The organism is Arthrobacter sp. MA-N2, from assembly GCF_000517125.1.
GTDB classification, from domain to species: Bacteria; Actinomycetota; Actinomycetes; order Actinomycetales; family Micrococcaceae; genus Arthrobacter; species Arthrobacter methylotrophus.
The window spans coordinates 282084-307792 of the sequence record NZ_KI912157.1 but is presented as its reverse complement, the minus strand read 5'-3'; the positions used below and the strand labels follow the sequence as shown (position 1 = coordinate 307792).

General features: G+C 64.3%; 19 protein-coding genes. 11 read left to right on the top strand and 8 right to left on the bottom strand.

What is annotated here, in order from left to right; translation table 11 throughout:
• Genes A3M3_RS0123070 through A3M3_RS0123055 form a run of 4 tightly spaced genes read left to right on the top strand, consistent with a single transcriptional unit; the run spans window position 1 to window position 5318 of the window.
• Entirely contained in the window at window positions 1–1512 is a 1512-nt protein-coding gene (locus A3M3_RS0123070; protein ID WP_028268267.1) for an SCO6880 family protein, read from the top strand.
• The gene (locus tag A3M3_RS0123065) at window positions 1512–3131 is read left to right on the top strand and encodes an ATP/GTP-binding protein (protein ID WP_028268266.1); all 1620 of its coding nucleotides are present in this window, start codon (window positions 1512–1514) and stop codon (window positions 3129–3131) included. The genes A3M3_RS0123070 and A3M3_RS0123065 overlap by 1 nt, the downstream gene beginning before the upstream one ends.
• Window positions 3131–4900, top strand: coding sequence for a type IV secretory system conjugative DNA transfer family protein (locus tag A3M3_RS0123060; protein WP_028268265.1), 1770 nt, complete (start codon window positions 3131–3133; stop codon window positions 4898–4900). The genes A3M3_RS0123065 and A3M3_RS0123060 overlap by 1 nt, the downstream gene beginning before the upstream one ends.
• Window positions 4893–5318: a DUF4913 domain-containing protein gene (locus tag A3M3_RS0123055; protein WP_028268264.1), complete on the top strand. Its 426-nt coding sequence runs from the start codon at window positions 4893–4895 to the stop codon at window positions 5316–5318. Before A3M3_RS0123060 ends, A3M3_RS0123055 begins: the two co-directional genes overlap by 8 nt.
• Before the next feature lie 486 nt (window positions 5319–5804).
• Here the strand turns inward: A3M3_RS0123055 and A3M3_RS26725 are convergent, their stop codons facing one another.
• From A3M3_RS26725 to A3M3_RS26720, 8 genes are all read right to left on the bottom strand, one after another.
• Complete coding sequence (locus tag A3M3_RS26725; RefSeq protein WP_331280380.1) at window positions 5805–7568, bottom strand: hypothetical protein; 1764 nt, start codon at window positions 7566–7568, stop codon at window positions 5805–5807.
• Window positions 7569–8058: 490 nt separating this feature from the next.
• Window positions 8059–8817, bottom strand: coding sequence for a maleylpyruvate isomerase family mycothiol-dependent enzyme (locus A3M3_RS0123045; RefSeq protein WP_028268263.1), 759 nt, complete (start codon window positions 8815–8817; stop codon window positions 8059–8061).
• Window positions 8817–9650: a fumarylacetoacetate hydrolase family protein gene (locus tag A3M3_RS0123040; RefSeq protein ID WP_028268262.1), complete on the bottom strand. Its 834-nt coding sequence runs from the start codon at window positions 9648–9650 to the stop codon at window positions 8817–8819. The genes A3M3_RS0123045 and A3M3_RS0123040 overlap by 1 nt, the downstream gene beginning before the upstream one ends.
• A complete protein-coding gene (locus tag A3M3_RS0123035) occupies window positions 9647–10771 on the bottom strand; it encodes a cupin domain-containing protein (protein WP_028268261.1) in 1125 nt (374 codons plus the stop codon). Before A3M3_RS0123035 ends, A3M3_RS0123040 begins: the two co-directional genes overlap by 4 nt.
• A gap of 9 nt (window positions 10772–10780) precedes the next feature.
• Window positions 10781–12454 (bottom strand): (2,3-dihydroxybenzoyl)adenylate synthase, encoded by a 1674-nt coding sequence (locus A3M3_RS0123030; RefSeq protein ID WP_028268260.1) that lies wholly within the window; start codon window positions 12452–12454, stop codon window positions 10781–10783.
• Window positions 12451–14487, bottom strand: coding sequence for an acetate--CoA ligase family protein (locus A3M3_RS0123025; protein ID WP_035743739.1), 2037 nt, complete (start codon window positions 14485–14487; stop codon window positions 12451–12453). The genes A3M3_RS0123030 and A3M3_RS0123025 overlap by 4 nt, the downstream gene beginning before the upstream one ends.
• Complete coding sequence (locus tag A3M3_RS0123020) at window positions 14480–16048, bottom strand: FAD-dependent monooxygenase (protein ID WP_028268258.1); 1569 nt, start codon at window positions 16046–16048, stop codon at window positions 14480–14482. Before A3M3_RS0123020 ends, A3M3_RS0123025 begins: the two co-directional genes overlap by 8 nt.
• 78 nt (window positions 16049–16126) lie before the next feature.
• The gene (locus A3M3_RS26720; RefSeq protein WP_051423519.1) at window positions 16127–16960 is read right to left on the bottom strand and encodes a PaaX family transcriptional regulator; all 834 of its coding nucleotides are present in this window, start codon (window positions 16958–16960) and stop codon (window positions 16127–16129) included.
• A 523-nt stretch (window positions 16961–17483) separates the two neighbouring features.
• Here A3M3_RS26720 and A3M3_RS26710 point away from each other — a divergent pair.
• From A3M3_RS26710 to A3M3_RS0122980, 7 genes are all read left to right on the top strand, one after another.
• A complete protein-coding gene (locus tag A3M3_RS26710; RefSeq protein ID WP_051423518.1) occupies window positions 17484–18701 on the top strand; it encodes an acyl-CoA dehydrogenase family protein in 1218 nt (405 codons plus the stop codon).
• Between the two features lie 54 nt (window positions 18702–18755).
• Window positions 18756–19307 (top strand): flavin reductase family protein, encoded by a 552-nt coding sequence (locus A3M3_RS26705; protein ID WP_051423517.1) that lies wholly within the window; start codon window positions 18756–18758, stop codon window positions 19305–19307.
• Window positions 19308–19344: 37 nt separating this feature from the next.
• On the top strand, window positions 19345–20349 hold the full coding sequence (locus A3M3_RS26700; RefSeq protein WP_051423516.1) for a dihydrodipicolinate synthase family protein: 1005 nt from the start codon (window positions 19345–19347) through the stop codon (window positions 20347–20349).
• A gap of 2 nt (window positions 20350–20351) precedes the next feature.
• On the top strand, window positions 20352–21248 hold the full coding sequence (locus tag A3M3_RS0122995; protein WP_028268257.1) for a VOC family protein: 897 nt from the start codon (window positions 20352–20354) through the stop codon (window positions 21246–21248).
• 2 nt (window positions 21249–21250) lie between these two features.
• On the top strand, window positions 21251–21778 hold the full coding sequence (locus tag A3M3_RS0122990; RefSeq protein ID WP_035743735.1) for a cupin domain-containing protein: 528 nt from the start codon (window positions 21251–21253) through the stop codon (window positions 21776–21778).
• Window positions 21775–23244, top strand: coding sequence for an aldehyde dehydrogenase family protein (locus A3M3_RS0122985; protein ID WP_197023377.1), 1470 nt, complete (start codon window positions 21775–21777; stop codon window positions 23242–23244). The genes A3M3_RS0122990 and A3M3_RS0122985 overlap by 4 nt, the downstream gene beginning before the upstream one ends.
• A 147-nt stretch (window positions 23245–23391) precedes the next feature.
• On the top strand, window positions 23392–24732 hold the full coding sequence (locus tag A3M3_RS0122980) for a PucR family transcriptional regulator (protein ID WP_155854530.1): 1341 nt from the start codon (window positions 23392–23394) through the stop codon (window positions 24730–24732).
• The last annotated feature ends 977 nt before the right edge of the window (window positions 24733–25709 follow it).

The window sequence follows — 25709 nt, the reverse complement described above, 5'->3', positions numbered from 1 at the left end:
ATGGCAGCGATCGAGAACACATACAGGGAACCGACCTACGGCAACTGGCGACGTCCCCGTAAGGCGGGCATCGGCACCCTTGGTGGGCTGGCAACAGCCGGTTTGTTTGTTGGCCTCATCATCACGGTGATCTGCCTCTTTGTTGGGGGCTGGTTCGCCGGGCTCATTGCTCTGTTCATTCTTGGGGTGGCGCTGGCCGTCGTGTCGGTGACCGACAAGCACAACAAATCCGTAGGGGAGCGGGTCTTCGCCCGGCTGGCGTTCCGCTCCGCACGGCGCAAGAAGGCCAACATCTACCGCTCCGGCCCGCTGGGGCTGACGCCTTGGGGCGAGTTCCAGCTGCCTGGGATCTCCGCCGGTTCCAAGCTTTACGAGTTCACCGACTCCTATGGCCGCCCCTTCGCGCTGATTCACCTTCCCTCCACCGCGCATTACACCGTTGTCTTCGGCACCCAGCCCGACGGGGCGTCCCTGGTTGATCCCGAGCAGATTGATGCCTGGGTGGCTAACTGGGGCGGCTGGCTGGCCTCGTTGTCCAATGAACCTGCCGTCGTGGCTGCATCCGTCACGGTCGAAACCGCACCCGATTCCGGGGCACGGCTGCGCAGGGAAGTTGAATCGAACATCCATGACGACGCCCCTGACATTGCCAAGGCCATGCTCCGCGAGGCCTTGAACACCTACCCGCAGGGATCGGCCACGATCCGCGCCTGGGTCGCGCTGACGTTCAGCGCCGCTGCCCGGGCCGGCGGCAAACGACGCACGGCCGAAGAGATCGCAAGGGATCTCGCCTCACGGCTTCCCAGCCTGACCGAACGTCTGGAATCCACCGGCGCCGGGGCCTGCGCCCCGTTGAACGCCCAGGAACTGTGTGAGGTCGTTCGGGTCGCTTACGACCCTGCAGCAGCTCGGCTCATCGACGAAGCCCACTACCAGGGCACACCCGTTGACCTGGACTGGGGCGATGTCGGACCGTCCGCCCACCAATCCAACTGGGACGGCTACCGCCACGATTCCGGGCACTCCGTGTCATGGACAATGACGGGCGCCCCGCGCGGACACATCCTGGCATCAGCGCTGGGCCGCCTCGTCGCACCGCACGGGGAGATCGACCGCAAGCGCGTCACCTTGCTGTACCGTCCGATCGAAGCAGGCCGCGCGGCCGCCATCGTGGAGTCCGACCAGACGAGCGCCCTGACCCGGGCCTCCTCGACCAACCGCCCCACCGCACGCGCTCTGGTCGACGCGCGCGCTGCGCAGGCCACCGCAGCGGAGGAAGCCAAGGGGGCCGGGCTGGTCAACTTCGGCATGGTCGTAACCGCCACGGTGCTGTCCGCCCGTGACCTTGAGGACGCCGTGGCCGTGGTGGAGGGCAACCTCGGCCCCTCGGCACGTCTGCTGTTGCGGCGCGCGTACGGCTCACAGGATTCTGCCTTTGCCGCGTCCCTGCCACTGGGGCTGGTCCTGCCCAAGCACTTGAAGGTTCCCGAAGAGATCCGCGAGGCCATGTGATGTTCGGCAGCAAGACCCAGCACCAGCGCACACCGGCCCCAGCCACGAAGCTCGCCCCCGCGGTCTCCCGCCGCCCGGGCCTGCGGGGCTGGCGCGGCCGCGGACAGGGCGAAGCCGTCTACGTCACCGCTGCCGACGAATGGCGCGGAACCTCCGTCCAGGTCTGCGGTCTCTGGCCATTCGTGGGCGGCTCCGGCACCCCGATCCTCGGAGTTCCAATCGGCGTTCACACCGACACCGGAGCGCCCTTCAGCGCCGATCCCATCAGCTGGTTCATGCACGGCATGATCAACAACCCCTCCATGTTTGTCCTCGGCCTGCCGCACTACGGCAAGTCCACCCTGGTCCGGCACATCGTCCTGGGCCTGGCTGGCCGGAGCATCAACCCGTTGATCCTCGGTGACCTGAAGCCGGACTACGTTGACCTGATCGAAGCCCTCGGCGGGCAGGTCATCAGCCTGGGCCCCGGACGCGGCCACTTGAACGTCCTGGACCCCGGTGAAGCCAAAGGAGCCGCCGTCAGGCTGCTCGCTTCAGCCGAGGAACACCGGGCCAAGGCGAACCGGGCCCTAAACGATCCAGAGGGCGACCAGGCTGCGGCCGCGCAGCTGCTAGCTGCAGCGGCGAAGGCGGAGAAACTGGCCGAACAGCTGATGGCCGACTCGCACAACCGGCGCCTGAACATGATCACGGCGCTGATCACCATCGTGCGGAACGCCAAGCCCAGCGCCCACGAGGAATCCCTGATTGACCGGGCACTGCACATCCTGGACGAGCGCCTGGACCGCGTGCCCCTCATTGGGGACCTGATCGAGGTCATCAAAGACGCCCCCGACGAGCTGCGCGCGATCGCCTTGGACCGTGGCGACATGAGCCGCTACCTCGACGCGACCGACCAGCTGCGCCAGTCGCTGTACTCCCTCGACGGCTCGGGCCGTTTCTCGGACATGTTCTCCCAGCCCACCGACCAGCCGATGGACCTGACCAAGCCCGTGGTCTTCGACCTGTCAGGAATCTCCGACACGCAGCGCGACATTCAAGCGGCCTGCCTGCTGGCCTGCTGGTCAACCGGGTTCGCCACCGTCCAGGTCGCCCACACCCTGGCAGACGCCGGCCTGGAACCGCGCCGTAACTACTTCGTCGTCATGGACGAGCTCTGGCGGGCCCTGCGCTCCGGCGAAGGCATGGTCGACAGGGTCGACTCACTCACCCGCCTGAACCGTACCGAGGGCGTCGGGCAGGCCATGATCACGCACACCATGAGCGACCTCGAAGCCCTGCCCACGGAAGCCGAACGGATGAAAGCCCGCGGATTCGTCGAACGCTCCGGCATGGTCGTCTGCGGCGCGCTCCCCGGAGCCGAAATGGAAAAACTCAACAAAGCCGTCACCCTCTCCCGGGCCGAACAATCCCGCCTCATCTCATGGGCTGACCCGGGGTCATGGACCGACGTCGGCGGATCCCGCAAACGCGTACGCCCGGGCCTGGGCAAGTTCCTCTTCAAAGTCGGTGGCCGCCCCGGGATCCCGGTCGCCCTCAAGCTGACCAGCGTCGAAGAAAAACTGCACGACACGAACAAGCGCTGGACGATCAGCCGGAACGGCGAAGGGGACAACTGATGGGTGCGCCAAACAGCGGCAAACGCTCCCGGATGGATGGCGAAACCATCCTGCTCTGGGTCTTCATCACAGCCGTGGTGCTTGGTGTCGGCTCGGTGGCCGGCGCCGTGCACCTGGGCTCAATGTTGTCCGGTGATGGCCAGAAGCTGCCGGCGAACCCGTTTGAACTGGTCTTCAGCCTGCTCTCGCACAAGGTCACCTGGCCCGAGGCCGCCACCTGGGTACTGATCAGCTTTGGCGTCCTCATCATCCTTGTGGCCGTTCTGGTGGTCCGTGCGGTGCTGCGCAAACGGTCCAAGCGTTCCCGGGTGGACGCCGCAGCCCAGCACATGGCCAAAGCCCGGGACCTGCGCGCCCTGAGCCTGCGCGGCGCAACGGCCACCGCCGAACGTCTCGGAGTCAAAGGTTCACCGGGCGTCCCGGTAGGCAAGACCGTCCTCGGCGGGCAGATGGTCTACGGATCCTGGGAAGACATGCACATCGACATCTGGGGACCCCGGACGGGCAAGACGACATCCCGGGCCATCCCTGCGATCCTCGCCGCCCCGGGAGCTGCGCTGGTGACCTCAAACAAGCGGGACATCGTTGACGGAACACGCGACGTCCGGGCGGCCGACGGGCCGGTGTGGGTCTTCGACCCGCAGTCCGTCGCACTCGAGGAACCCGACTGGTGGTGGAACCCCCTGTCCTACGTCACGGACGAGGTCAAAGCGGCCCGCCTGGCGGACCACTTCGCAGCCGGTTCGCGTGGCCCTGATGCCAAGACGGACGCCTACTTTGATCCGGCTGGCCAGGATCTCCTTGCCGGGCTCCTGCTCGCCGCGGCCCTTGACGGCCGCCCGATCACGCAGGTTCACACCTGGCTGACCCGGCCCGCTGAGGATGAAGCGGTCGACATCCTCAAGACCCACGGGTACCTCCAGACTGCGAACGCCGTCGGTGGCGTGATCAACGCTCCCGAGAAACAGCGTGGCGGCGTGTACGGCACGGCGCTGCAGATGGCCTCCTGCCTCACCAACCGCCAAGTGGCCCGGTGGGTGACACCCCGGGGTGAGAACGATGAGCGGCCGCAGTTCGATCCGGCGGAATTCGTCCGCTCCAAGGGGACCCTGTACAGCCTGTCCAAGGAAGGCAAAGGCACCGCCGGCCCACTCGTGACAGCACTGACCGTGGCCACAGTCGAAGCCGCCGAAGAACTCGCCGTCCACTCACCCGGAGGCCGGCTCGCCACCCCCATGGTCGGTGTCCTGGACGAAGCGGCCAACGTCTGCCGCTGGCGCGAACTGCCAAACCTCTACAGCCACTACGGCTCCCGGGGCATCGTCCTGATGACCATCCTCCAGTCCTGGTCCCAAGGCGTGGAAGTCTGGGGCCGTGACGGGATGCGCAAACTCTGGTCAGCCTCCAACATCAAGGTCTACGGCGGCGGCGTCGCCGAAGCCGAATTCCTGAACGAGCTCGCGCAGCTCGTGGGGGAGTACCGCTACTCCAACACCACCCGCAGCCGCTCCAAACAAGGCACCTCCTACAGCCACGACGACGACCGCAGAGAACGCACCCTGGACGTCTCCGACCTGGCCGCGTTCCCCCGCGGCCGCGCCATCATGTTCGCCTCCGGCGCCCCCGCCGCACTGCTGGAAACGGTGCCCTGGATGAACGGCGCACACGCCGACGCAATCCGGGCCTCCATCGCTGCGCACGACCCGGCCAACCATCCGGCACTCGCGGCAACTAACCGATGGGTAGCCGCTGGAGCCTCTGATGAGTGAAGGCCTGGGCGAATGGGACGACAAACCGGACGACACTCAAGCTGACGCCAGGGAAGAAGCCGAGGACGACGGAGACCAGCCCGAACTGTTCTACCCAAACGTCGCCGAATTCGTCAGCAAAAAGCTGGCCACCAGCTATCGCCGGCAGCTTAACGTCCAGGGAGGAGTGACCTGGTGCCCGCAATGGTGGAAGCACGCGGAAGCAATCAGCCGCCTCGAAGCACTCTGGCGCGCTTGGGAGTTCCTGCGCCTCGACGGGACCACAGGGATGAGCGTGTGGTGGCGCGACCACGCAGACCACCACATGTCCGTACTACTCTCAACTGACGGGCCGTTCCGCGGCTGCAACCCGGACGACGGGCACCGCTCCAAACTCGCCCCGCTACCCTGCGAGGAACCGCCCCCAGGGCTATTCTGACCGGGGCTTTGTCTAGCCAACCCTCAGGTGACCACGCGGGCTGTCCACAGTTGGGGTCAAACCGGGTTATCCACGGCTGAAATCGGGAGCCATCGGGAAAGCTCCCTCAGCAGCAGTAGCGGTGGATAACCCATCAGGATTGTCCCCGGCTGTGGGCAGCGGAGCCACAGCCAGACGGCATCTCAATAACAGCCGTGGGCAATCTCCTAGCCAGCCATCGCTGCAGGTCGGCGTCTATACGAGTCCTAGGGCTGGTACAGGAATCCCGACCAAAACCTGAAAGCTTGCGGCGTACGAGCTGGGAGACTGGGGCGGCCCAGGCCGTGACTTCATCTTTTTTGCGAGACATCGCACGACGTCCGGGGCCTGCGAACCTTGCGGCAATCCGCCAGGGCCGTCCGCGACGCCTGCGACGCCCGCAGGGCCAAAGGCCATGTACGAGGCGGACCTCGCCGGCGATTGCGACACAAAAGCAGGCGAGTTGCTTTATTGGTCCGTTGTGGCGGTTAGCTCGGCTGGACCGACAATTAGCCGATCGTTCTGTGAAAGTGTTAGCACAATTCGATCGTTCAAGTCGGCCACAATCTCGGGAGGTAGCTCATTATCAACTACAAGAATCTGAAGTTGGTCGCTGTAGGAGTCGGATATCTCAGCGAAGAGCCGGTACATGTCAAGAACACGTTCACCATCCAGGCCATCCTTCCCCGAATTAGCCGATACTCCATCCAGAACGACAAATCCTGGTAGCGCGAGTCCTCTGTCTATTGCGACCGTGTGATGAGCCAATGTGTGCGCCACGTTGACAATAGTCTTGAGCCCTTGGCTCGACAGCTCGTCGAACGTCCGTCCACTGACCTCAGGCAGATAGCTTGTTCTGTTGATCCGGACGGTCAACAAATCGCCCAAGGTAGGGGCATTCAGGCGCTGGAGGTAGTCGAGCATCCGTGCTTCAAGAGCAGCGATGTTTTCCTCTGCCTCAGAGACTGCAACATCGTGGGCTTCAAGGTCCGCCTCCAGCTCGGCCTTCCGGTCGCGGAGTATGTCTAGGCGCTCCTGCTGGTTCGACTGGTGCGCGAACAGTTTCAATGAACGCAGGAGCCAAGCAACATTTGCCTCGACCGTAGCCACTTGTGCTGCTAGAGCTTTTAGTTCGGATGCATGGCTCGACACAAATTGCTCGGTTGCTTGATCAAGCTGAACCGACAGCTTGATCAGTCGTTCGGCCCCCTCGTTACTCGCATTGCGCAGCCGTTCGAGGCTATATCGCCGTTCTTCAATGAGCTGTTTGGTTTCGGCGATTTGAAAAGTAACGCGGTCCTGTTCCCGAAGAAGGGTCTCCCTATTTGGAGCGATGTCTGGCTCAGGTTGCTCGCATAAGTAGCAAATGGAAGTTTCTACACGATGTCGGTCCAGGTCGTGGCCGCAGCGAGGGCAAACGATGAAATCAAAGTCAACCATCCATTCGTCTGCCACTATCGAGCGTGTAAGACGCTTGGAAAGGCTCACCAACTGACGTTCCAGGTCTAAGAGGTCACGAAGCTGCGCCTCATGTTGCCGAAGCTCGGCTTTATCGGCGTCAATTTCCTTGCGTAGGTCTAGCACGCCAGCCCGCAACGCAGCGATCTCCTCTGCTGGCTCATGTTCGAAGGCACTACGGGTGTCATGCTGGCTTTGCTGAAGTGCGGACAGTGTCTCCTGCTCGGCCTCCAAAGTACCCTCTAATTCCTCCTTGCTCCCGAACTCTGCCTCCGCCAGAAAAGCTGCCACTACTTCATGCTCGGCCTCTGCTGCGCGGATGGACAGATCCACTTGACGGATTTGGGCAGAAAGTCGTGCGAGTTCCTCGTCGTATAGGCCATAGGCGATTTCAAACACCCAACGCCGTTTGTGATCACGGAATGTCTCACGGTGCCCAAAGACCTGAACGTCCAACTCGTCGCCGGTGACGATGCAATAGTGCAGCCAGTCGTTAATGGTTACCGGCGTTTGGTCAAGGGTGGGTTCTTTTCTAGCGCGGGGAACAGAGACCACTGGCAAACCAAGCTGTTGCAGTACGAACTCTCCATAGCCCGCCGAGCCGGCGGCCGGCAGGCGCAGAGCTATACCTTCTACCTCTTCGGACGAATCCGCCTCTGCCACTTCAACTGGGGCATCCTTAGTGGTGACCATAGGACGGTAAAGCTTCCACAGTCTGTCGCCGAGCAGGACCTCGCCCGTTAGTGCCCGCACCTGCTCCATTTCCGGTGGCATGTGCTTAGGAATGTTCCCCAAGAAGCCTCGGAGCAAGCGAACGAGTGTGGTCTTGCCCGTTGTGATGTCCCCACGAATAAGGTTCAAACCTGGCTTCAGGTCGACGGTCCTGTTGCCTCCCAGCAATTCAATCGAGTTGATTCGGAGTGCATGCGAACTCGCGTCCCTTACGTGTTCAACCCGAGAGATCCACCACGGCACTCTCCGCAAAGGTGCCTTTCCATACCCCTTTTTGTGTGGCTCCGAGGGCGCGTCCTTCTGTCAGATTTGGATCTTAGGCCTTCCGGTGAGGCACCACCCTGAGTACGATTCGGACTCTATTCTGACGGGTTTTAGGAAACATCCTGACGTCAGGTTGGGGTGTACTTCAAACTCTTAAATGATTGGGTGTGGGCGTCACACGCTGCGGATCGAAAAATCCCCGACTACATCACTTACTCTCGAAGCGTTTGTGGCTGTTCGCGTCTCGCAAATGGCGTACTAAAATTCTTTAGATCCATTTGGGCGCTCCGGGTGTTTGGGCCAGGGGTGCTTCGTTCCGGGTGGCGGTGACGCCGTCGGTTCCCCTGCCGGTCGCCCAGCGGGCAACTCCGGCAAGCGGGCCGGAGATCACCAGGGGAGTGTCCGGACCGGTGCTGCCGAATTCAAGCTCGGGCTGCGGGCCGGTGACCTTGATGAGGAGTCCGGTGTCGGTGCCGCGGGTTTTCCACGCTCCGGTGATGTCTCCCAGGAGGCGTTCGAGCACCGGTGCGGGGATATCGCTGAAGGTCGCGCCGTTGTCCAGGTCCACGGCGTGGGTCCAGACCTCGCGGGTGCGCATCCAGACGGTTTCCTCGGCCGGGACAGTCCGGCCCTGGGCGGTCTTGACTTTGTGGTGCCAGGAGTCTGCTGGCAGGTCGCGCCATTCGACGTTCAGGTGCACCGCTGAGTGGTCGAAGAGGTGCCGCAACGCGATCGGCGGGAGGGTGGCCCCGAAGTTGATTTCGTGGTCCCGGACCTCGGTGGACGCGTACATGGGTGTTTCCACGCCGGTCGCGGCCCATTCGATGAGCCGGGCGATGGCGCGGGCGTTGTAGCCGATGTGTGCGGTCACGTGGCGGCGGGTCCAGCCCGGCAGCAACGAGGGGCCGTCGAGGTCCGCGTCGGAGAGCTCGTTGAGCTTGCGCGCGAAGAACGCGGTCCCACGCCGGGCCTGCAGCAGCGATTCGAGCAGCTGCGGGTCCGACGTCTGGTCGTGGCGCGCGACCATCAGGCTTCCTTGACCACGCGGTTGTTCAGCTGGCCCAGGCCCTCAATGGTGGTGACCAGGAGCTGGCCTTCCTGCAGGTACCGCTTCGGATCCTGCGCATGTCCGACGCCGCCGGGGGTGCCGGTAGCGATGACGTCGCCCGGGTTCAGGGTGATGATGGTGGAGATGTAGGAAACCAGGAATTCCGGGGTGAAGACCACGTCGTTCGTCGGCGTGGACTGCTGGACTTCGCCGTCCACCGCGGTGGTCATGAGGCCGCCGCTGAATTCGTCCTTGGTGACCAGGGCGGGACCGAACGGGGTGGACTTCTCCCAGGTCTTGCCCTGCAGCCACTGGATGGTGCGGAACTGGTAGTCGCGCATGGACACGTCGTTCAGGACGGCGTAGCCGGCGATGTGGTCTGCGGCGTCGGCTTCGGAAATCCGGCGGCCCTTCTTGCCGATGACGACGGCGAGTTCGGATTCCCAGTCAACGGTGTCGGACTCCTGCGGCAGGGCCAGGTCATCGTTGGGTCCGATGAGTGACTCGGCGTACTTGGCGAACAGGGTGGGGTACTCGGGGACTTCCCGGCCCATTTCCTTGATGTGGTTGCGGTAGTTGTGGCCCACGCAGATGATCTTGCCCGGTGCGGGGACAACGGCGTCGAGGTCGGCGCCTTCGAGCGGGTGCGTGGCGCCGGAGGCGGCCTGGGCGATGGCTTCCCAGTTGCTGTCCTTCAGGAGCGCTCCGACGTCGGAGAACCCGTCAATTTCGGTCAGCGTGTCGCCGTCCTGGCGGACAGCCTTCGTGACGGTTTCTGCTCCCTGGGAGAGACGGAGGGTGAGGAGTTTCATGCGTTCTTGCGTCCTTCGGTGTAGGTGCGGTTAAAGTTCAGCCGTTCAAAGATCGGGGCGTCGCTGAAGCGGAACAGATCAAACTCTGTCTCGGCCTGCAGGGACCATTCGGCCCAGGACGGGACCACGAACAGGTCGCCCTTGTCCAGGGTCCTGGTCTCGCCGTTCAGGACTACACTGCCACGGCCTTCGAAGACCTGCCACACGCTGGAGCCGACCTCGTGCAGGGGTTCGGTGGACGCGCCGGCCCGGAAGCGGTGGAATTCCGCCCGGATCGTGGGCATGACGTCCCCGCCGGTGGTCGGGTTGGTGTAGCGGACGGCTGCGTGGCCCTGGGAGACGGTGGCCGGGTGGCCCTCATCTTCGAGCAGGAGCTGCTCGCGCAGCGCGGCGTCGGTGTACTTCCAGCGGTAGGCGGCGATGGGGGAGCTGGTGGTGTCATCCAGGCCGGAGAGGGGGCGCAGGCCGGGGTGGGCCCAGAGCCGCTCGGAGCGGGAGATGTCCGGGGTCGCCTCGTCGGTGACGCGCTCGGTGCCGAACTCGAAGAATCCGGCGTCGGCGTAGTGCACGAACGGGATGTCCAGGCCGTCGATCCAGGCCATCGGCTCGTCGGTGTCGTTGTGGTGGCCGTGAAAGTTCCACCCCGGGGTCAGCAGGAAGTCACCGCGGGACATCCGCACCGGATCCCCGTTCACCACGGTCCAGACACCCTCGCCCTCAACCACGAAGCGGAACGCGTTCTGGGAGTGGCGGTGCTCCGGTGCGGTCTCACGGCCACCGAGGTACTGGATGGCAGCCCACAGCGTCGGGGTGGCGTAGGCGGTGCCGGCAAGGCCGGGGTTGGCCAACGCGATCGCACGGCGTTCCCCACCACGGCCCACCGGCACCAGATCACCGGCACGGGCAGCCAACGGATACAGATCGCTCCACCGCCACACGTGCGGCACAGCCTTCGGAGAGGGAACCATCGGCATCAGATCCCCAATTTCGGTCCACAACGGAATCAGGTTCTCGGTCTCGAAGTCCGCATACAGCTTTTCCAGCTGGACAGCCTCTTCAGGCGTCGGCTCCGGCACGGCGTGGCTGGCGGCCACTGATTCATGGGTGATGTTCTCAGTCATGGCAGTCCTCTACTTTGCGTGGGCGCCGGCAGTACCCAGCCGTTCGGCGATGTCGGCTCGGAGTTCCTTCTTGTTGATCTTGCCGACCTTGGTGGCAGGCAGTTCGTCTACAACCACCAGGTGTTCGGGAATCTTGAAGGCCGCCACCCCTGTTTGGCGCAGCATGCCCTGGATCTGATCGAGGGTTACTTCTGTTCCGGGTTTGACGGTGATGTAGAGGCAGAGCCGTTCGCCGAGATGTGGGTCCGGCATGGCGATCGCGGCCGCCATGGTGACGTCTTCGATCCGGTAGACGAGGCTTTCGATTTCTTCGGCGGAGATCTTTTCGCCGCCGCGGTTGATCATGTCTTTGTCGCGGCCTTGGACGATGAGGTTTCCGTCGGGGCGCCGTTCCACGATGTCTCCGCTGGCGTACCAGCCATCGGGGGTAAAGGCGCGGGCGTTGGCTTCCGGGGCGCGGTAGTAGCCCCGGGGTGTGTAGGGGCCGCGGGTCAGGATGGACCCGGCAACGCCGTCGGGCAGGTCTTCTCCGGCCTCACCCACGATGCGGACTTCGTCGGCTTCGGATACGGGGCGGCCCTGCGTGGCGCAGATGACGTCATCCGGGTCATCGAGGCGGGTCGTGTTGATCAGCCCTTCGGCCATGCCGAAGACCTGCTGCAGTGTCGCGCCCAGGACCGGTTTCACCTTCCGAGCAATTTCATCCGGGAGGCGGGAGCCGCCCACCTGGAGGACTTCGAGGCTGGCCAGCTGATCGCCGCCGGTTTCCTGCTGGTACTCGATCCACCGCTGGGCGACCGCGGGGACCGCCGTTGACAGGGTTACCTTCTCGCGTTCGATGGTGGCGAAGGCTTTGCGCGGTTCAGGGCTGGGCAGCATGACTGCGCGGCCACCGGCGAACAGGATCCCCAGAATGCCCGGGCATGCCAACGGGAAATTGTGGCTGGCAGGAAGCGTGCCCAGATACACGGTGTTCTCCGTGACTCCGGTGGGGATGGAGGTGGCCTTGATGTTATAGGCGTAGTCGTTGTGGGTTCTGGTGATGAGCTTGGGCAGGCCGGTGGTGCCGCCGGAGAGGAGGAACAGGGCGGGCGAATCGGGTGACGGTGCGGAGTCGTCCAGTCTGGCCCTTGCGCCGGGGGCATCCGCTCCGGGAGCCAGGATGTCCTCGAGGCGAACGTTCCGGGCGTTGGCTTCCCCCGACACGAGAATGAACTCCAGCGACGGGATGGTTGCCGCCAGGCCTTCGGCCAATTCCTGGTGGTCAAAGTCCTTGATGACGTCCGGGACGGCGATGGCCCTTGCTTCGGAGAGTTCCGTGAGGAAGGACAGCTCGTATTGCCGGTGTGCCGGCAGTGCCATCACAGGAATGATGCCGGCACGGAAGCATGCCAGCGTCAGCACGGTGAATTGCCAGCCGTTGGGCAGCTGGACCATGATGCGGTCATCAGGCCGCAGTCCCAAGCCAAGGAGTCGTTCCGCGGCCGCATCCATTCTGTTTGCCAGTTCGGCGTAGGTCAGCCTCAGATCCCCGTCAACGACGGCGACCTTCTCCGGCAACCGGTCGGCCGTGTCGACGATGTAAGAGCCCAGAGCGCGGTCTTCCCAATAGCCTTTGGCACGGAATTCTGCGGCGAGGTCCGCCGGCCAGGCAATGGTGCCTTCACTGGTGTGGCTGCTCATTTCATGTACTCCTCGACATTGATCACTACTGCGTCAAGCGCTATGAGACCGTCACGGGTCAGGCGCAAAGGGTTTATTTCGATCTCGGCGATTTGGTCATTGGCAACGAGCGCGTCACCGAGCCGGACCAAAATGCCTGCCAGCTCGGCCGTGTCCACGGTAGGACCGGAGCGGAAGCCGTGCAGCAGTTCGCGGGCCTGGAGATCTGCGGGCATGCCTTCAGCCTCGCGGGCGGATAGCGGGGCCGAACGGATGGAAATGTCGGCGAAGACTTCAGCGGCGGTGCCGCCGAGGCCAAAGACGACGATCGGGCCGAAAACGGGGTCGCGGCGCACTCCCGCCACCAGGTCAACCCCCGATGGTGCCATGGCCTCGACCAGGAATTCGCGGGCCCCGGCTGCCTCCAGGCCGTCCAAAGCCAGGTCCATGGCCGCAGCGGTATTCACGCCCAGGTGCACACCGCCGATCTCGGTTTTGTGCAGGACGGCTGCGTCGAGCAGCTTCACCGCCACCGGGCCGCCCAGCTCGGCGAGAGCCTCCTGGGCGGCGGCGCGGGTGCTGCAGCTGCGCCGGGCGGGTGTGGCGATGCCCAGCGCGCCGAGCAATTCCTTGGCACGGTCCTCGTCCCACGGTCCTTCCACATCGGGCCAGGCGAAGGAAACGGCCGCAGCCTGAGCACGCTGGAACTGTCCCCGGGCGTCGTTGACCAGCGCGGCAATGCCGTGGGCCAGCGACGTTGGTCCGGTGATCAGCGGCAGGCCGTGGACTTGGGCGGATTTGCGGGTACGTTCAACGTCACCGTCGGGTCCGTCCACACCGATCAGGAACGGGAGCGCCTCGGCCGCGCCGGATTCGGCGACGGATGCCGGCAGGTCGGCCACGGGTTCTGTCAGTCCGTATACGGCGACCACATCGATGGCCGGATCCGCGGCCACAGCTGCCACGATGTTTCCGTACCCGGGGCCGGGACGGCCGGTGTCCACCGGGTTTGCTTGGAACGTGATGGGCGGCAGGATCGTCGCGATGGTGTCCTGGCTGGCCTGAGTGAGGCGCGGCAGCGTCACGCCGGCAGTATGGAGAGCATCGGCGATCAGCAGGCCGGGGCCGGCCTGGCCGGTGATGAGCCCGACGCCGGGATCGGCCGCGGGTGCCAGGCGGCGCCCAGTAAGGGCGGTGACAGCGGCAACCAGCTGGTTCTCGTCGTCGACGATCACGGCGCCTGCCTGTTTCAGGACGGCACGGGTGGTGCGCCACGACGTGGCCAGGGCGCCGGTGTGTGACTGGGCAAATTCGGACACATCATTCTGTCCGACTACCAGCGCGACCACTGGTTTGACCGCGCTGAGGCGGGAGACCGACTCCGCCAGGGCAGGGCCGTCCGCAACGGTCTCCAGGTGCAGGGCAACTGCTTGGGTCTGGTCATCGGAGATCAGGTAGTCCAGCACGTCCGGTGCGGTGATGTCCGTGCCGGCGCCGATGCCGACGGCAAGGCTGACGCCCACTCCAGCGCGTTGCAGGTGGAAGGCCAGGACGTGGTTGACGCCGCCGCTGGCGGCCACCACGGCCACCGAGCCGGGTTCCAGTTCTGCGACGCCGGGCACAAAGCTTGCGCGCAGGTTACGGTGCGGAACGAAGAAACCAGAAGTGTTGGGGCCGAGCAGCCGGATCCCCGTTTCCCGGATGGCTTCCCGGACGTCCCGGTCGAACGCGAGACCGGGGCCGCCGGCTTCGGCGAATCCGCCTGCGCAGACCAGGGCCGCTTTGACGCCGACGGCTGCACTGTCCCGCAGAGCCTGGGCTGTGGCAGCGGCAGGGACGCAGAGGACGGCAAGATCGGGACCGCCCGGGATCGCGGCCGCTGCGCCGGCGATGCTGGTGTGCATCCCGTTCTCACCGCGGCTGTTCACCAGTTCCACGGGTGCCGGATACGTGGCTAGGGACTGCGCCATGACGGCACCCAGTTTCTCCGGGCTGGACGAGGCCCCGACGACGATCACGCCGCGGGGTTCGAACAGCGGCGACAGGTTATGCATGGTCTGCCTCCGGAGTGGCGACAGCGTCTGCCCGGCCGGAGAGCACCAGGGTGAGCGCTGATACCGAGCCCCGGTCGTCAACGATGACACTGGTGAGGCCGCGGCCGAGCCGGGCTTCCTCGGACAGGAGAATCCGGGTAAAGGGGTTACCGCCCCGGATCACGACGGCAGCGGCCTGGTCCGGCAGCTGGTCAAAGACTGCGGCCAGGCCCTCTTCGGTGTCCGGCGCGGTGAGCAGCAGTGCCGTGGTGGTGTTTGCCTCGGCAGGGTCGGTGACCACGGCAATGCTGCCGCCTGGCCCGGCCAGGGCGGCCCGGCCCCCCTGCTGGGTGAGGGAGAGCTGGCGCCCGCCGAACCGGACAGAGCCGGCATCGAGGGGTGTTTCCAGTGGTGTGTGGCCGTGCCGGGCCAGCCAGTCTCCTTCCACGGACTCAACAAAGCCGGCATCGCGCTGGCGGATCTTGTCGATGTCGATGCTGCGGGAGAAGAAATGGAAGGTGAACTGGGTGGGGGCGAAGGAGTTGTAGTACCTGCCGAAATGTTCCCACCAGCTCAGTCCGCCGCGTGCCTGGTTCTGGATTTTGGCCACCTGCGGCTGACGCTCGGCCTCGTAGTTGGTGAACGCAGTTTCGAGGTCGTCCTGGTGTGCGGCGACTTCGCGGACCAGGGTGATGGCGTCCTCCATGGCCATCTTCGTCCCGGATCCAACGGAGAAGTGTGCCGTGTGTACGGCATCGCCGAGCAGGACGACGTTGCCCTTGTGCCAGGACTGAGTCCGGCGGGTGCGGAAATTCGCCCAGCGGGAGCTGTTGGCCACCAGCGGTTCGCCGGCGATGTCCTCGGCGAAGAGCTTTTCGAGGAATCGTTGGGTCTTCAGGTCCGAAGGTCCCGGGGGCTGGCTGACATCGAATTCGTCGAGCCCGGCTTTGCGCCAGGTTTCCTCGTCGGTTTCGACAATGAAAGTGCTCAGCTTGTCGCTGATCGGGTAGCCGTGAACCGCGAAGTTACCGAACTCGCTCTTCCGGTGCAGGAAGGTCATGCCCTTGAAGATGTGGCTGGTTCCGAACCAGATGAACTTGGCGGTGGCCATCTCAGCGGTGTGGCCCAGGCTTTCGCCGAGCTGTTCCCGGGTCGATGAATTGGCGCCGTCTGCGCCCACGATCAGGTCAAAGTCTGCGAGCTGGGACAGGTCCGGGACATACTGGCCGAAGCGCATGTCGACGCCGGCGTCCGCGGCCCGTTCCTGCATCAGCTGAAGTAGGGTCTTGCGGTAGATCGCGGCCATGCCGTTACCGCTGAAGGACTTCTGCTCGCCCTTGAGCCAGACCTCGATGTCGTCCCAGTGTGTGCCGAAGTCCCGCAGGCCGTCGTGGACCACGGGATCGGCCTCGTTGATTTTGTTCAGGGTTGCGTCGGAGAAGACCACGCCGAAGCCGAATGCGTCCGTGGCCTGGTTTCGTTCAAAGAGCACGACTTCGGCGTCGGGAACTGTCTGCTTGAACAAAGTTGAGAAAAACAGTCCGCCAGGACCGCCGCCAATGCAGGCTACGCGAAGTGCCATCGATGCCACCTTCTGAAAAATTGGGGGAGTGGGATAGATCAAGTATGTTACTGGTACATGTTGGCCGTCAAGCTTTTGTTACATGTTTGCTTCTGGGGTGACTGCGACGGTACGCCCGATGATGCCCTCCACGTAGGCGTTCGCCTGTGGCCCCAGCTGTTTGTGCACCCGGTCAAACAGGCTGAATGCTGCCGGGCCGGGCCAGTTCGCCGGCTGAAGCTCCTGCGGCAGCTCGGGATCGCGAAAGGGGAAGCGGCGGAAGTCGTCGATGATCCGGGTGCGCTCCACCAGTGCCTGCTTCCCGTCCTTGTTGGCGTTGCCGCGTTCGTTGTCCAGGTGCGCGTAGGTGCTCAGGAAATCCCGGTAGTCCCGTCCCAGCGCTTCCAGGTCCCAGCATCGGGCGGCCAGGTCGCGGGCCGCCTCCGCGTCATCACAACCGCACCAGAGGACATCCACCCGCGCAGACACAAACCGGGAAGCGAGCTCCTTCGCTTCCCGCGAAAGATCGTGCGGGGCCAGCCAGGTCGAGGGGGAGAGCTGGCCAAATCCGGCCCAGGCCAGCTGCTTGCGAAGTTGCTCCCGGACCGCCCGCTCGGTTTCGGGCACCTGGTAAATAACCATGGTCCACCGACCGGTCCAGCGCTCCTGCCTGCGGCGGAAGATCCGTGCACGGCCCTGAATGAGCACGTCAAGCATGTCCTCACTGAGGGCGTAGACCGTCTCCCGGCCCTCCCTGCGGGTGGTGAACCAGCCCTCCTTCTTGAGTCTGGACATGCTGACCCTGATGGTGGCCGGTTCCATGCCGAATGCCACCATCAGTTCGGTCAGCTCGCCAAGCTTGACCTCCCCGCCGGCATAGCGAAGGTAGTCGCCGAACAGATTCAGGACGAGCGACCGGGGTGTCTCCGCCATGGGGCCTCCTTTTCCGGGATTTATATGCAACATGACCTCTAACGGTGCACATAAAAATGTTACATCAATTCTTGGTTCGGCGGCTTGGCGCGAAGGGCCCTGGCCTGCGGTTACCGGCCCTTGCGATCGGCTGGCCGATGATGCCGGTAGGGATTCCGTGGTCTCGGAAAGGAGTTGGCGGTGCACTGCACCCAACAAGCCACCTTTTCGCTTGGCTGCGCCTCGGGCTGCCGCTGCCCGGCGCCAGGGGGCGGTGGAAGAGGGGCGCGGCGAAAGTCTCCATCGTGCGCATCCGTTCAACGAGCGTGACGTTGAGTGGATCATCCTGCCGTGCAACGGCGCGGCCTTTGTGCTGCGGGGCCAATGCGCCGGCGAGACTCTGGTTCCCCGCCACAATCGCCTCAAATGTGACCAGCCTAACGTTGACGTTATCGAAATGCCGGCAGCTGTACCGCCGAACCCAGGTCTTCCCCTCCGGGGCCGCAGGACCCATTTTGCTCACCTCTGACTAGGAGTTCTGTCCATGTCCACTGCCATAATCCCCGCCGAAACCACGTTCGCCGATCTTGAGCACCGCCACGCTTTGCTGGCCCGCGTCGATGAGCTCTCTGGGCTGCTGGCCGCCAATGCCTTGATCGCTGACGAACAGCGCAAGGTACCCGACGAAAGTATTCGCGCCTTGGTAGACGCTGGTGTCTTCCGGGTGACCCGGCCCCACGCCTACGGCGGACTCGAGGTGTCCTCCCGCACGCTCTTCGAGGTGCTCGCTGCGGTTGGCAGGCACTGCCCGTCTTCAGCGTGGATCGGCGGTTTGTCCAACGCCTCCGCGTGGGCCATCTCGCACTTCCCTGAGCAGGCCGTCACGGAGATCTTCGAAGAGAATCCCGACGCCTTGTTCTGCGGGGCCATCACCATCGCCGGCGAGGCGAGGCGGGTCACGGGAGGCTTCGAGGTCAATGGAAGCTGGGGTTTCCAATCAGGCAGCTACTACGCCGACTGGGCGATGCTCGGGACTCCGGTCATCGATGAGCACGGCGAGGTTGTCGATCAGGTCTTCGTCCTGATTCCGCGCTCGGAGCTGGGATGGAAGGACACGTGGCACGTAGCAGGCATGCGGGGGACTGGCTCGAACACTCTGAGCGCTGAGAAGGTCTTCGTGCCCGAACACCGGTCGATGTCGCTTCCGCGAACCCTCCAGCACGAGTTTCCCCAAGGCTTCCCGGACAGTGCGCACTTCAACATGCCTTTAGTGCCATTGTTCACCGTGGCGCTCATCTCGCCACAGATCGGCATGGCCCGCGGAGCACTCGACACTGTCCTGGCATCGCTGGGCAAAGGCAAGGGTATCTCGCACTCCTTCTACAAGAACGCCTCTGAGGTCTCCTTCGTGCAGTCCCAGGTTGCGGAGGCCGCGTCGTTGATCGACACGGCCGAGGCGCTGTTGCGCACCGCCACCGAGGAAATCGACCGGTGGGGCGCCAGCGGAGAGTTCATGCCGATCCAGGAGCGCGCACGCGCCAAAATGGCCGTCGACCGGGCTGCGGTATGCGCCCGAGAGGCTGTGGACACCCTTCTGAACGTCGGGGGGGCCTCCAGCTTCGGAACATTCAACCGCCTCCAGATGTACTGGCGCGACATCGAGACCGCGTCACGGCATGCCTTCATCTCCCCGGCAATCGCTCGCGAGGCCTACGGCCGGACCCTGCTTGGCATCGCCCACATGCCGACACCGTTCGTGTGATGCTCCCTTGCACACCCAAATCCCGGAACCCATCCAGCAGAGAGGAGCACGGCCATGACCGTTGACACCATCCAAATCCCGACCGATTCCGCGCTCAAGCGGGCCTATGGCAAGATCCCGACCCCGGTAGCCGTAATCACTGCCGTCCACGACGAGACCCCGATCGGCATGACCGTCGGTAGCCTCGCATCGATCTCCCTTGATCCTCCCCTGGTGTCCTATTACGCGCTCGACACCTCAGCCACCGCCCAGCGAATCATCGAGGCAGGACGTTTTCAAGTGAACCTGCTGGCCAAAGGCCAGGAGGACTTGTGCTTCCAATACGCCTCGAAGCGCCGGGTGGACGAACGGTTCGCCGAGGATACCTGGGGCTGGTCGCCCAACCACCTGCCGCAGCTGAACGGCTGCGTCCTGTGGCTGGACTGTGAACTCCACGAGCGCCGCACGGTCGGTGACCACACGATGCTCGTCGGGCGTGTGCTCCATGTCCAAGAGGGAGCATCGGACGCCACACCGCTGGTGTTCTACCGCTCCCAGCTGGGCGAACTCGACGCCAAACACATTCAGATGACCCAACCGCACAACTTCGAGTGGTCGCTGTACTGACCGCTCAAACCCCCACGAAAACCACCAGGAGATCCATATGACCCTCCCCATGACTGCCCGGGACCTGCAGGGCGTCTACAACATACTGCCCACTCCGGCGCTCAAGGACGCTGACCTCCTGACGGTCGATGACACGGTCGACCACGACGAGACCACCCGGCTCGTCCGGTCGGTCATCGATGGCGGCGTCGATGGGATCATGACCAACGGCACGTTCGGCGAGGCCGCGACTTTGTCGCAGGCGGAGTTGGAAGGGTTCGTCGCCCAGGTCGTCCGCGAGGTCGACGGTGCGGTCCCTGTGTTTGCCGGTGCCACCGCCCTCAGCACGCGGGAGACTATCCAGCGCGGCCGCCGGCTGATGGAACTGGGTGCCACCGGTCTCTTTCTGGGCCGGCCGATGTGGAGCGCCTGCGATGACAAGACGATCATCGGCTACTACTCCGACGTCGCCGAGGCACTGCCTGAGGCCCCCATCGTGATCTACGACAATCCTCAGGTCTTCAAAGGCAAGATCAGCACTGCCGTCTACCGTGAGCTGGCCCAAATTCCCACGGTGATCGGCGCCAAGTACGTTGCGCTGACGCCTGACTACGAGGCGGACGTCGAAGCATGCGGCGATGACCTGACCATCATGCCGCTGGACACAGACTGGCTCAGCGCCCGTCGGCGGGTCGGCGGGGCAGCCCGAGCCACATGGACCGGCAGCGGCAACTGCGGGATGGCCCCGCTCATCGCCCTTCGAGAGGCTATCAACAGCTCGGACTACGAGCGGGCCCAAATGGTCAGCGACGAGATGCGCCGCGCCATGGAGACCCTCTTCCCGAACGGAAGCTTCGCGGAATTCTCCCTCTATAACATCCCGCTCGAGAAGGCGCGGTTTGCCGCTGGCGGCCTGGTCGACCCTGGGCCGGCCAGGCCGCCCTACCACCACGTTCCCCAGGAATACCTTCTGGGGGCCCGGGAAGCAGGGACCCGCTGGGCCCGGCTGCACCAAAAGTACACCCACGCGACGATGCTCGCCGCAACTACACAGGAGTCATGAAAATGAGCCACCAGAAACTGTCTTATGCCGAACTGCGCGTGACCGATCTCGAGAAGGAACTCGATTTTTGCACCACCGTCCTGGGCCTGGAAGAAGTGGCCCGCGAGGACGGCCAGGTCTTCCTGAGCTGCGGCTATGACGACTTCATCGACCTCTCTCTCACCCAGGGTGGTACAGGCGTTCGCAACTTCGCGATCCAGGTCGACGCCACGGACGACCTGGACCACTACGAGACCCGCCTTGCGGCTGCCGGAGTGCAGACCTCCCGGTCCAAGGAACGCGTCCCGGGCGTCGAGCAGGGTCTGTCCTTTCAACTGCCCAGCGGCCACGACATGGAGCTCGTGCTGCTGAGCAACTACACCCAAACCCATATCCAGCCCGCCCTGACCAAGGTCAAGAAGACCTACGGCGGAGTGAACCCGATCGACGTGGACCACATCACGCTGCGCGCCGACAACGTCAAGGAGCTGGCCGAGTTCCTTGAGACGGTGCTGGACTTCCGCATCTCCGAGGCCTTCTCCCCGGCACCGGGCGTCTGGGGAGCCGCATGGACCCGGGTTGGCGAGTACCACCACGACGTGGCCATGATGCAGAAGCGCGGCGAGGGCGAAACCCTGGACCACCTGTGCTGGACGCTGAACAACTTCGACCACCTCAAGGTCGCATCGGACTACTTCGCCCAGGCCGGATACAAGACCGAGACGGGCCCAGGCCGCCACGGCGTCGGCGGAAACCTCTACAGCTACATGTGGAGCCCCGGCGGCAACCGCTATGAACTGACCGCCGAAATGCCCCGGATGATCAACACCCCGGCCGCGCCGAAGATCTGGAGCGACATGGCTGCCATGTTCAGCGCCTGGGGCGACCTGCCCCCGGAGTCCTTCCAGAACGGATCCTAAGCATGACCGGACAGGCCAAGGCACCCTCCGAGGAGGAACTCGGAGCATTCCTGGCGGACCTGCACAAGATGAAAAGCCGCGACGACCAGCACGTCGAGGAGCCGAACCTGGTGGTGTCGTCCTCCACAGCCCATTGGCTGACCGAGGAACAGACCGGGAACCCCTCCCGGATCGGACTGCTGCTGCACATGCCGACACGGGCCACCGAGTTCTTCCTCCAGCAAATCCCCGCCGGATCCGCGACGGACCTGCAACGGCACGTCCACGAGTCCATCCACTACGTGGTGGACGGTTCCGGATGGTCGGAGATCGGCGACCAGGTCGTCCGCTGGGCCAAGGGCGACTTTGTCTACACCCCGCCGTGGATCTGGCACCGCCACTATGCAGAGAAGGCCGCCACTGTGGACATGATCATCATCGAAAACTCGCGGCTGCTCAGCGCAGTTGATGCAACCCAGCGGGAAAGCTTAGGAAACATCAGCTTCGCGGAGCAATTCGGCGCGGCCACAACCAGGAAGGAACTATCATGACTGCCATTCCAACCATTCCAACCATGACGGCAGTGCCGACAATCGGACACGTCATCGACGGCAAGATGGTCGACGGCGAACGATTCCGTGATGCCGTCGATCCGGGCCGGCTGTCCGAGACCGTGGCACGGGTCGCCGTCGGGACACCCGAGGATGTTGACCGCGCGGTCCAGGCGGCACACCAGGCCTTCGCCTCCTGGCAACAGATCCCGGCAGGGGAGCGTGCCGCTCTGCTGATGCAGGCAGCCGACATCCTCGCCGGTTCCGCAGAGGAACTCGCACCGCTGCTGGTGCGTGAGCACGGCGGCGTCCTGTGGGAGGCGCAGACGGACTTCGCCCTGGGCACCGGCGTACTGCAGCACACCGCAAGCCTGCTCGAGGGTTTTATGGAGCCCACGGTATACGACGACGAACAGTCCACGATCCGCATCGAAAAGGCGCCCCGCGGCGTCGTCGCGGCGATCGTTCCGTGGAACATGCCAGTGGTGCTGACCATGATGAAGCTGGCCCCTGCCTTGGCCACCGGCAACACCATGGTGCTCAAGCCGTCCCCGTTTGCCTCCGCCGCACTGACAGTGGCCCTGCACCGCATCGCCGAGGTGTTGCCCGATGGCGTGCTGAACGTGGTCCATGGCGACGGCGACGTCGGAACGGCACTGACGACGCACCCGCTGGTGCGGAAAGTCGGGTTCACCGGCGGCACGGAAACTGCCCGCTCCGTCATGACAGCCGCGGCAGGAACGATCAAGAACATAACCCTGGAGCTGGGCGGGAACGACCCGGCCATCGTGCTGGACGATGCAGACATCGAGGCCACCCTCGACAGAATGCTCACTGGCATCTTCACCCGGTCCGGACAGATCTGCTTCGCCGTCAAGCGCGTGTACGTCCCGCGGGCGATGCACGACGAGTTCGCCCAGGCGCTCTGTGCCCGAGTCGAGAACTATGTGGTCGGCCACGGCCTGACCGAAGGCGTGGCCTTCGGCCCGCTGGCGACCGAGGCCCAGTACCGCAAGGTCCTGGACCTCATCGAGTCCACCCGCGCCGCCGGCGCCGACATCATCGAACTCGGCCACCGCGCCGAAGGGACGGCTTGGGATGACGGCTATTACGTCCTCCCGCACGTCGTCCGCGGCGCCGCCCATACGGACGCCGTCACCAGTTGTGAGCAGTTCGGTCCGGTCATTCCCCTGATCCCGTACGACGACGAGGAAGAAGTCATCGGGTGGGCCAACGACAGCGAGTACGGGCTCGGGTCCTCCGTATGGACGTCAGATCCAGAGCGCGGTCTGGCCATCGCCAGCCGCATCGAGGCCGGAAGCACGTTCGTCAACACACACTCCTTCGAGTCCCTGGATCTGCGGATGCCGTTCGGCGGCGTGAAACAAAGCGGCATCGGGCGCGAGTTCGGTAACGCGGGCCTGGCCGAGTACGTGGAGGAGCACTCCATCCGGTTGCTGAAGTAGGACCAGCAAGGGGTGGGCCGCCGGAGGCCGGAAGGACAACCGGCGCCCCACCCCTGCCGTTCCGGCCTTCCCGGAACCGCCGTATGCTGAATCGACCCTCCGCACCGGATCCGCACCGGCGCCCTAACCCGATACCTGGTGAAAAACGTGCCACACGATTCCCCTGGCCGCCACACAACCACGGCACAGACCGGCCGCACCGAATGGATCACAAGGCTTCAGCCTGCGCCGGGACAGCCGGCCGCCAGTATCCTGCTGCCAGCCTCGGTAGGCCGTGCAGAAGCGCTGCTGGGTCCCACGGCTGGCCGTTGGGCGGCGTCAATTGCCCAAGATAATACTGCCCGGATCATCAACGTGCTGCCCGAATTCGGCGGGGGTAAGAAACCCTACGAAGTCCTCCGGCTGGGAGTGGAGTCCCTGATCGTCCGGGTACTGATCCATCTGCACAGCCCGGGACACGAAGAAGTCATGACAGCCGAGGCTGACAGCAGCGTACGGGAAATGGTGCGGCGCGGAATTTCCTATGACCATATTCTGCGGGCATTGCACATGACGCAGGCGGACCTGACTGATGCACTCTACGCCGCATGCAGGGACCTGATTGGTGCCGAACGCTCCGGAGAAGAGCTGGCCACCGCATCCCGTGAACTCTTCGAGTTCTTCGACGCGTTCGGCGATGAACTGGCCAAGTCCTACCGCCTCGAACTTGAACACTGGCAACGGACCGGGGAGGCACAGCGCGCGGACATAGCCCGCGGACTCCTGGACGGCACGGTCGGCGTGGCGGAAGCCGAAGCCGCCGTTGGATACCGGATCCGGGACCGCCACCACATAGCCGTCGTCGTTGCCACCACAGAATCGCTCGTCCACGACCGGATTGACGCACTTTCCCGGCAGGCCCGGGACATCCTCGAATCCTTCGGATGCACCGCCCAGTTCCTGGCACCCACCGGTCTCGGCCGCGTCATGGCTTGGGGCAGCGCCCCCGATCCTGCCGACCTGAAGATCATCCGGCCCCCGGTCCAGGCCGACCACGTCGTCACGGTGGGCACCATTACCTCCGGAGAAGACGGTTTCCGCAGCAGCCACGCTGAAGCAATGGCCGTCCTCCGCCTCCTCACGCACCGGGAACACGTACGCCCCGACAGTGTGGTCTTCGCCGACGTCGAGGTCGCTGCGCTCATGAGCTCCGACCTGGACCTGCTCCGCCGGTTCGTCGGCCGGCACCTGGACGGACTGTCGGAAGATTCCGCGTACATGCGCGACATACGGCGGAGCATCCAGGAGTACCTGAACACCGACCGGAGCCTGGCACGTGCAGCCGAACGCCTGCACGTTTCCCGGAATACGATCACCTACCGGCTCAAACGCGCCGAGGAAATTCTCGGTCATCCCATCGGCAGCGACCACCACGCACTGCACACGGCGCTGATTATCAGCGGCCTGCTCGGCGAGGTGGTCCTCCGCCGCCAGAGCGGCAGAGACTGAGCGCTGAGACTGTCATACCCGAGGGCGGCCCCCTCCGGAAACCAGTGGAACCACCCGATCACGATGCAAGCATCAGGGCCCAGAAGTCGATCCATCCATCGCTTGCTACTGTCGTCGCCGCCTCGCCCGCGCAACTGCCTAAATCATGGCACCTCGTCAACGATCCCGTCAGCCAGGTCCTGCCGGTCACGCCGGAAGCTTTGACACCGTCCTCATCGCGGCAAGGCAGTGAAGAAGGGCGGACGCGTCACCGTGATGGAGGAACGGAAACAGCTGCGTGACATGGGACGGCCAGCACCCAGCGCCTGCGCTTGAGGTCAACAGTCAGCTTGCCCGACCCGGACATCGGGATCAAACCACCGCACTCCCTCAGTGGACCTAGCGGCACCTAGGGTTGGTGCGGTGGTCCCGCCTGGACGAGGCTGCAGCGACGGCAAAGGAGAGCCGAGGCAGACACCTCCGAACGGCGCATTTGAATTTCAAACAGCCCGGTGCTGGCAGACACGTTCGGCTGGCGCGTGCTGTTCTCAGGGGATGAACCAGCATTCCTGCCCCAGGCCCGCAAGACAACAAGAAACGGCGCTTCCGGCCGAGCACGTCCGCTCGCCAAAACGGCTCACCGGGAACACACTGCTGCTCCAAGCTGCGGATGCCACCGCCTGATCAACAGCAAACTCCCTCCAGGCACTGACGACCCTGCTGGGATACATCTCCGCCGACATGAGTCGGGCGCATGGCAGGCTTTCGATGGAACGGTCTAAACCGAATTGGAACGCGCCCTAGATCTGGCCAAGGCCCGGATCGGCCCTTGCTCACCGGATGCGTGACATTGCGGCTAATCGATATCGCCAACGGGGGCTGGCAGAAGATCCCCTTGATCAAAGCGCGCATGGCCGGCGAAGGCTGCCTGCTCGCACCCGCCCAGGAAGCGTGCCCCTAGGCCAACATCTGCGAGAAACCTGGTCTCGGGGACCAAG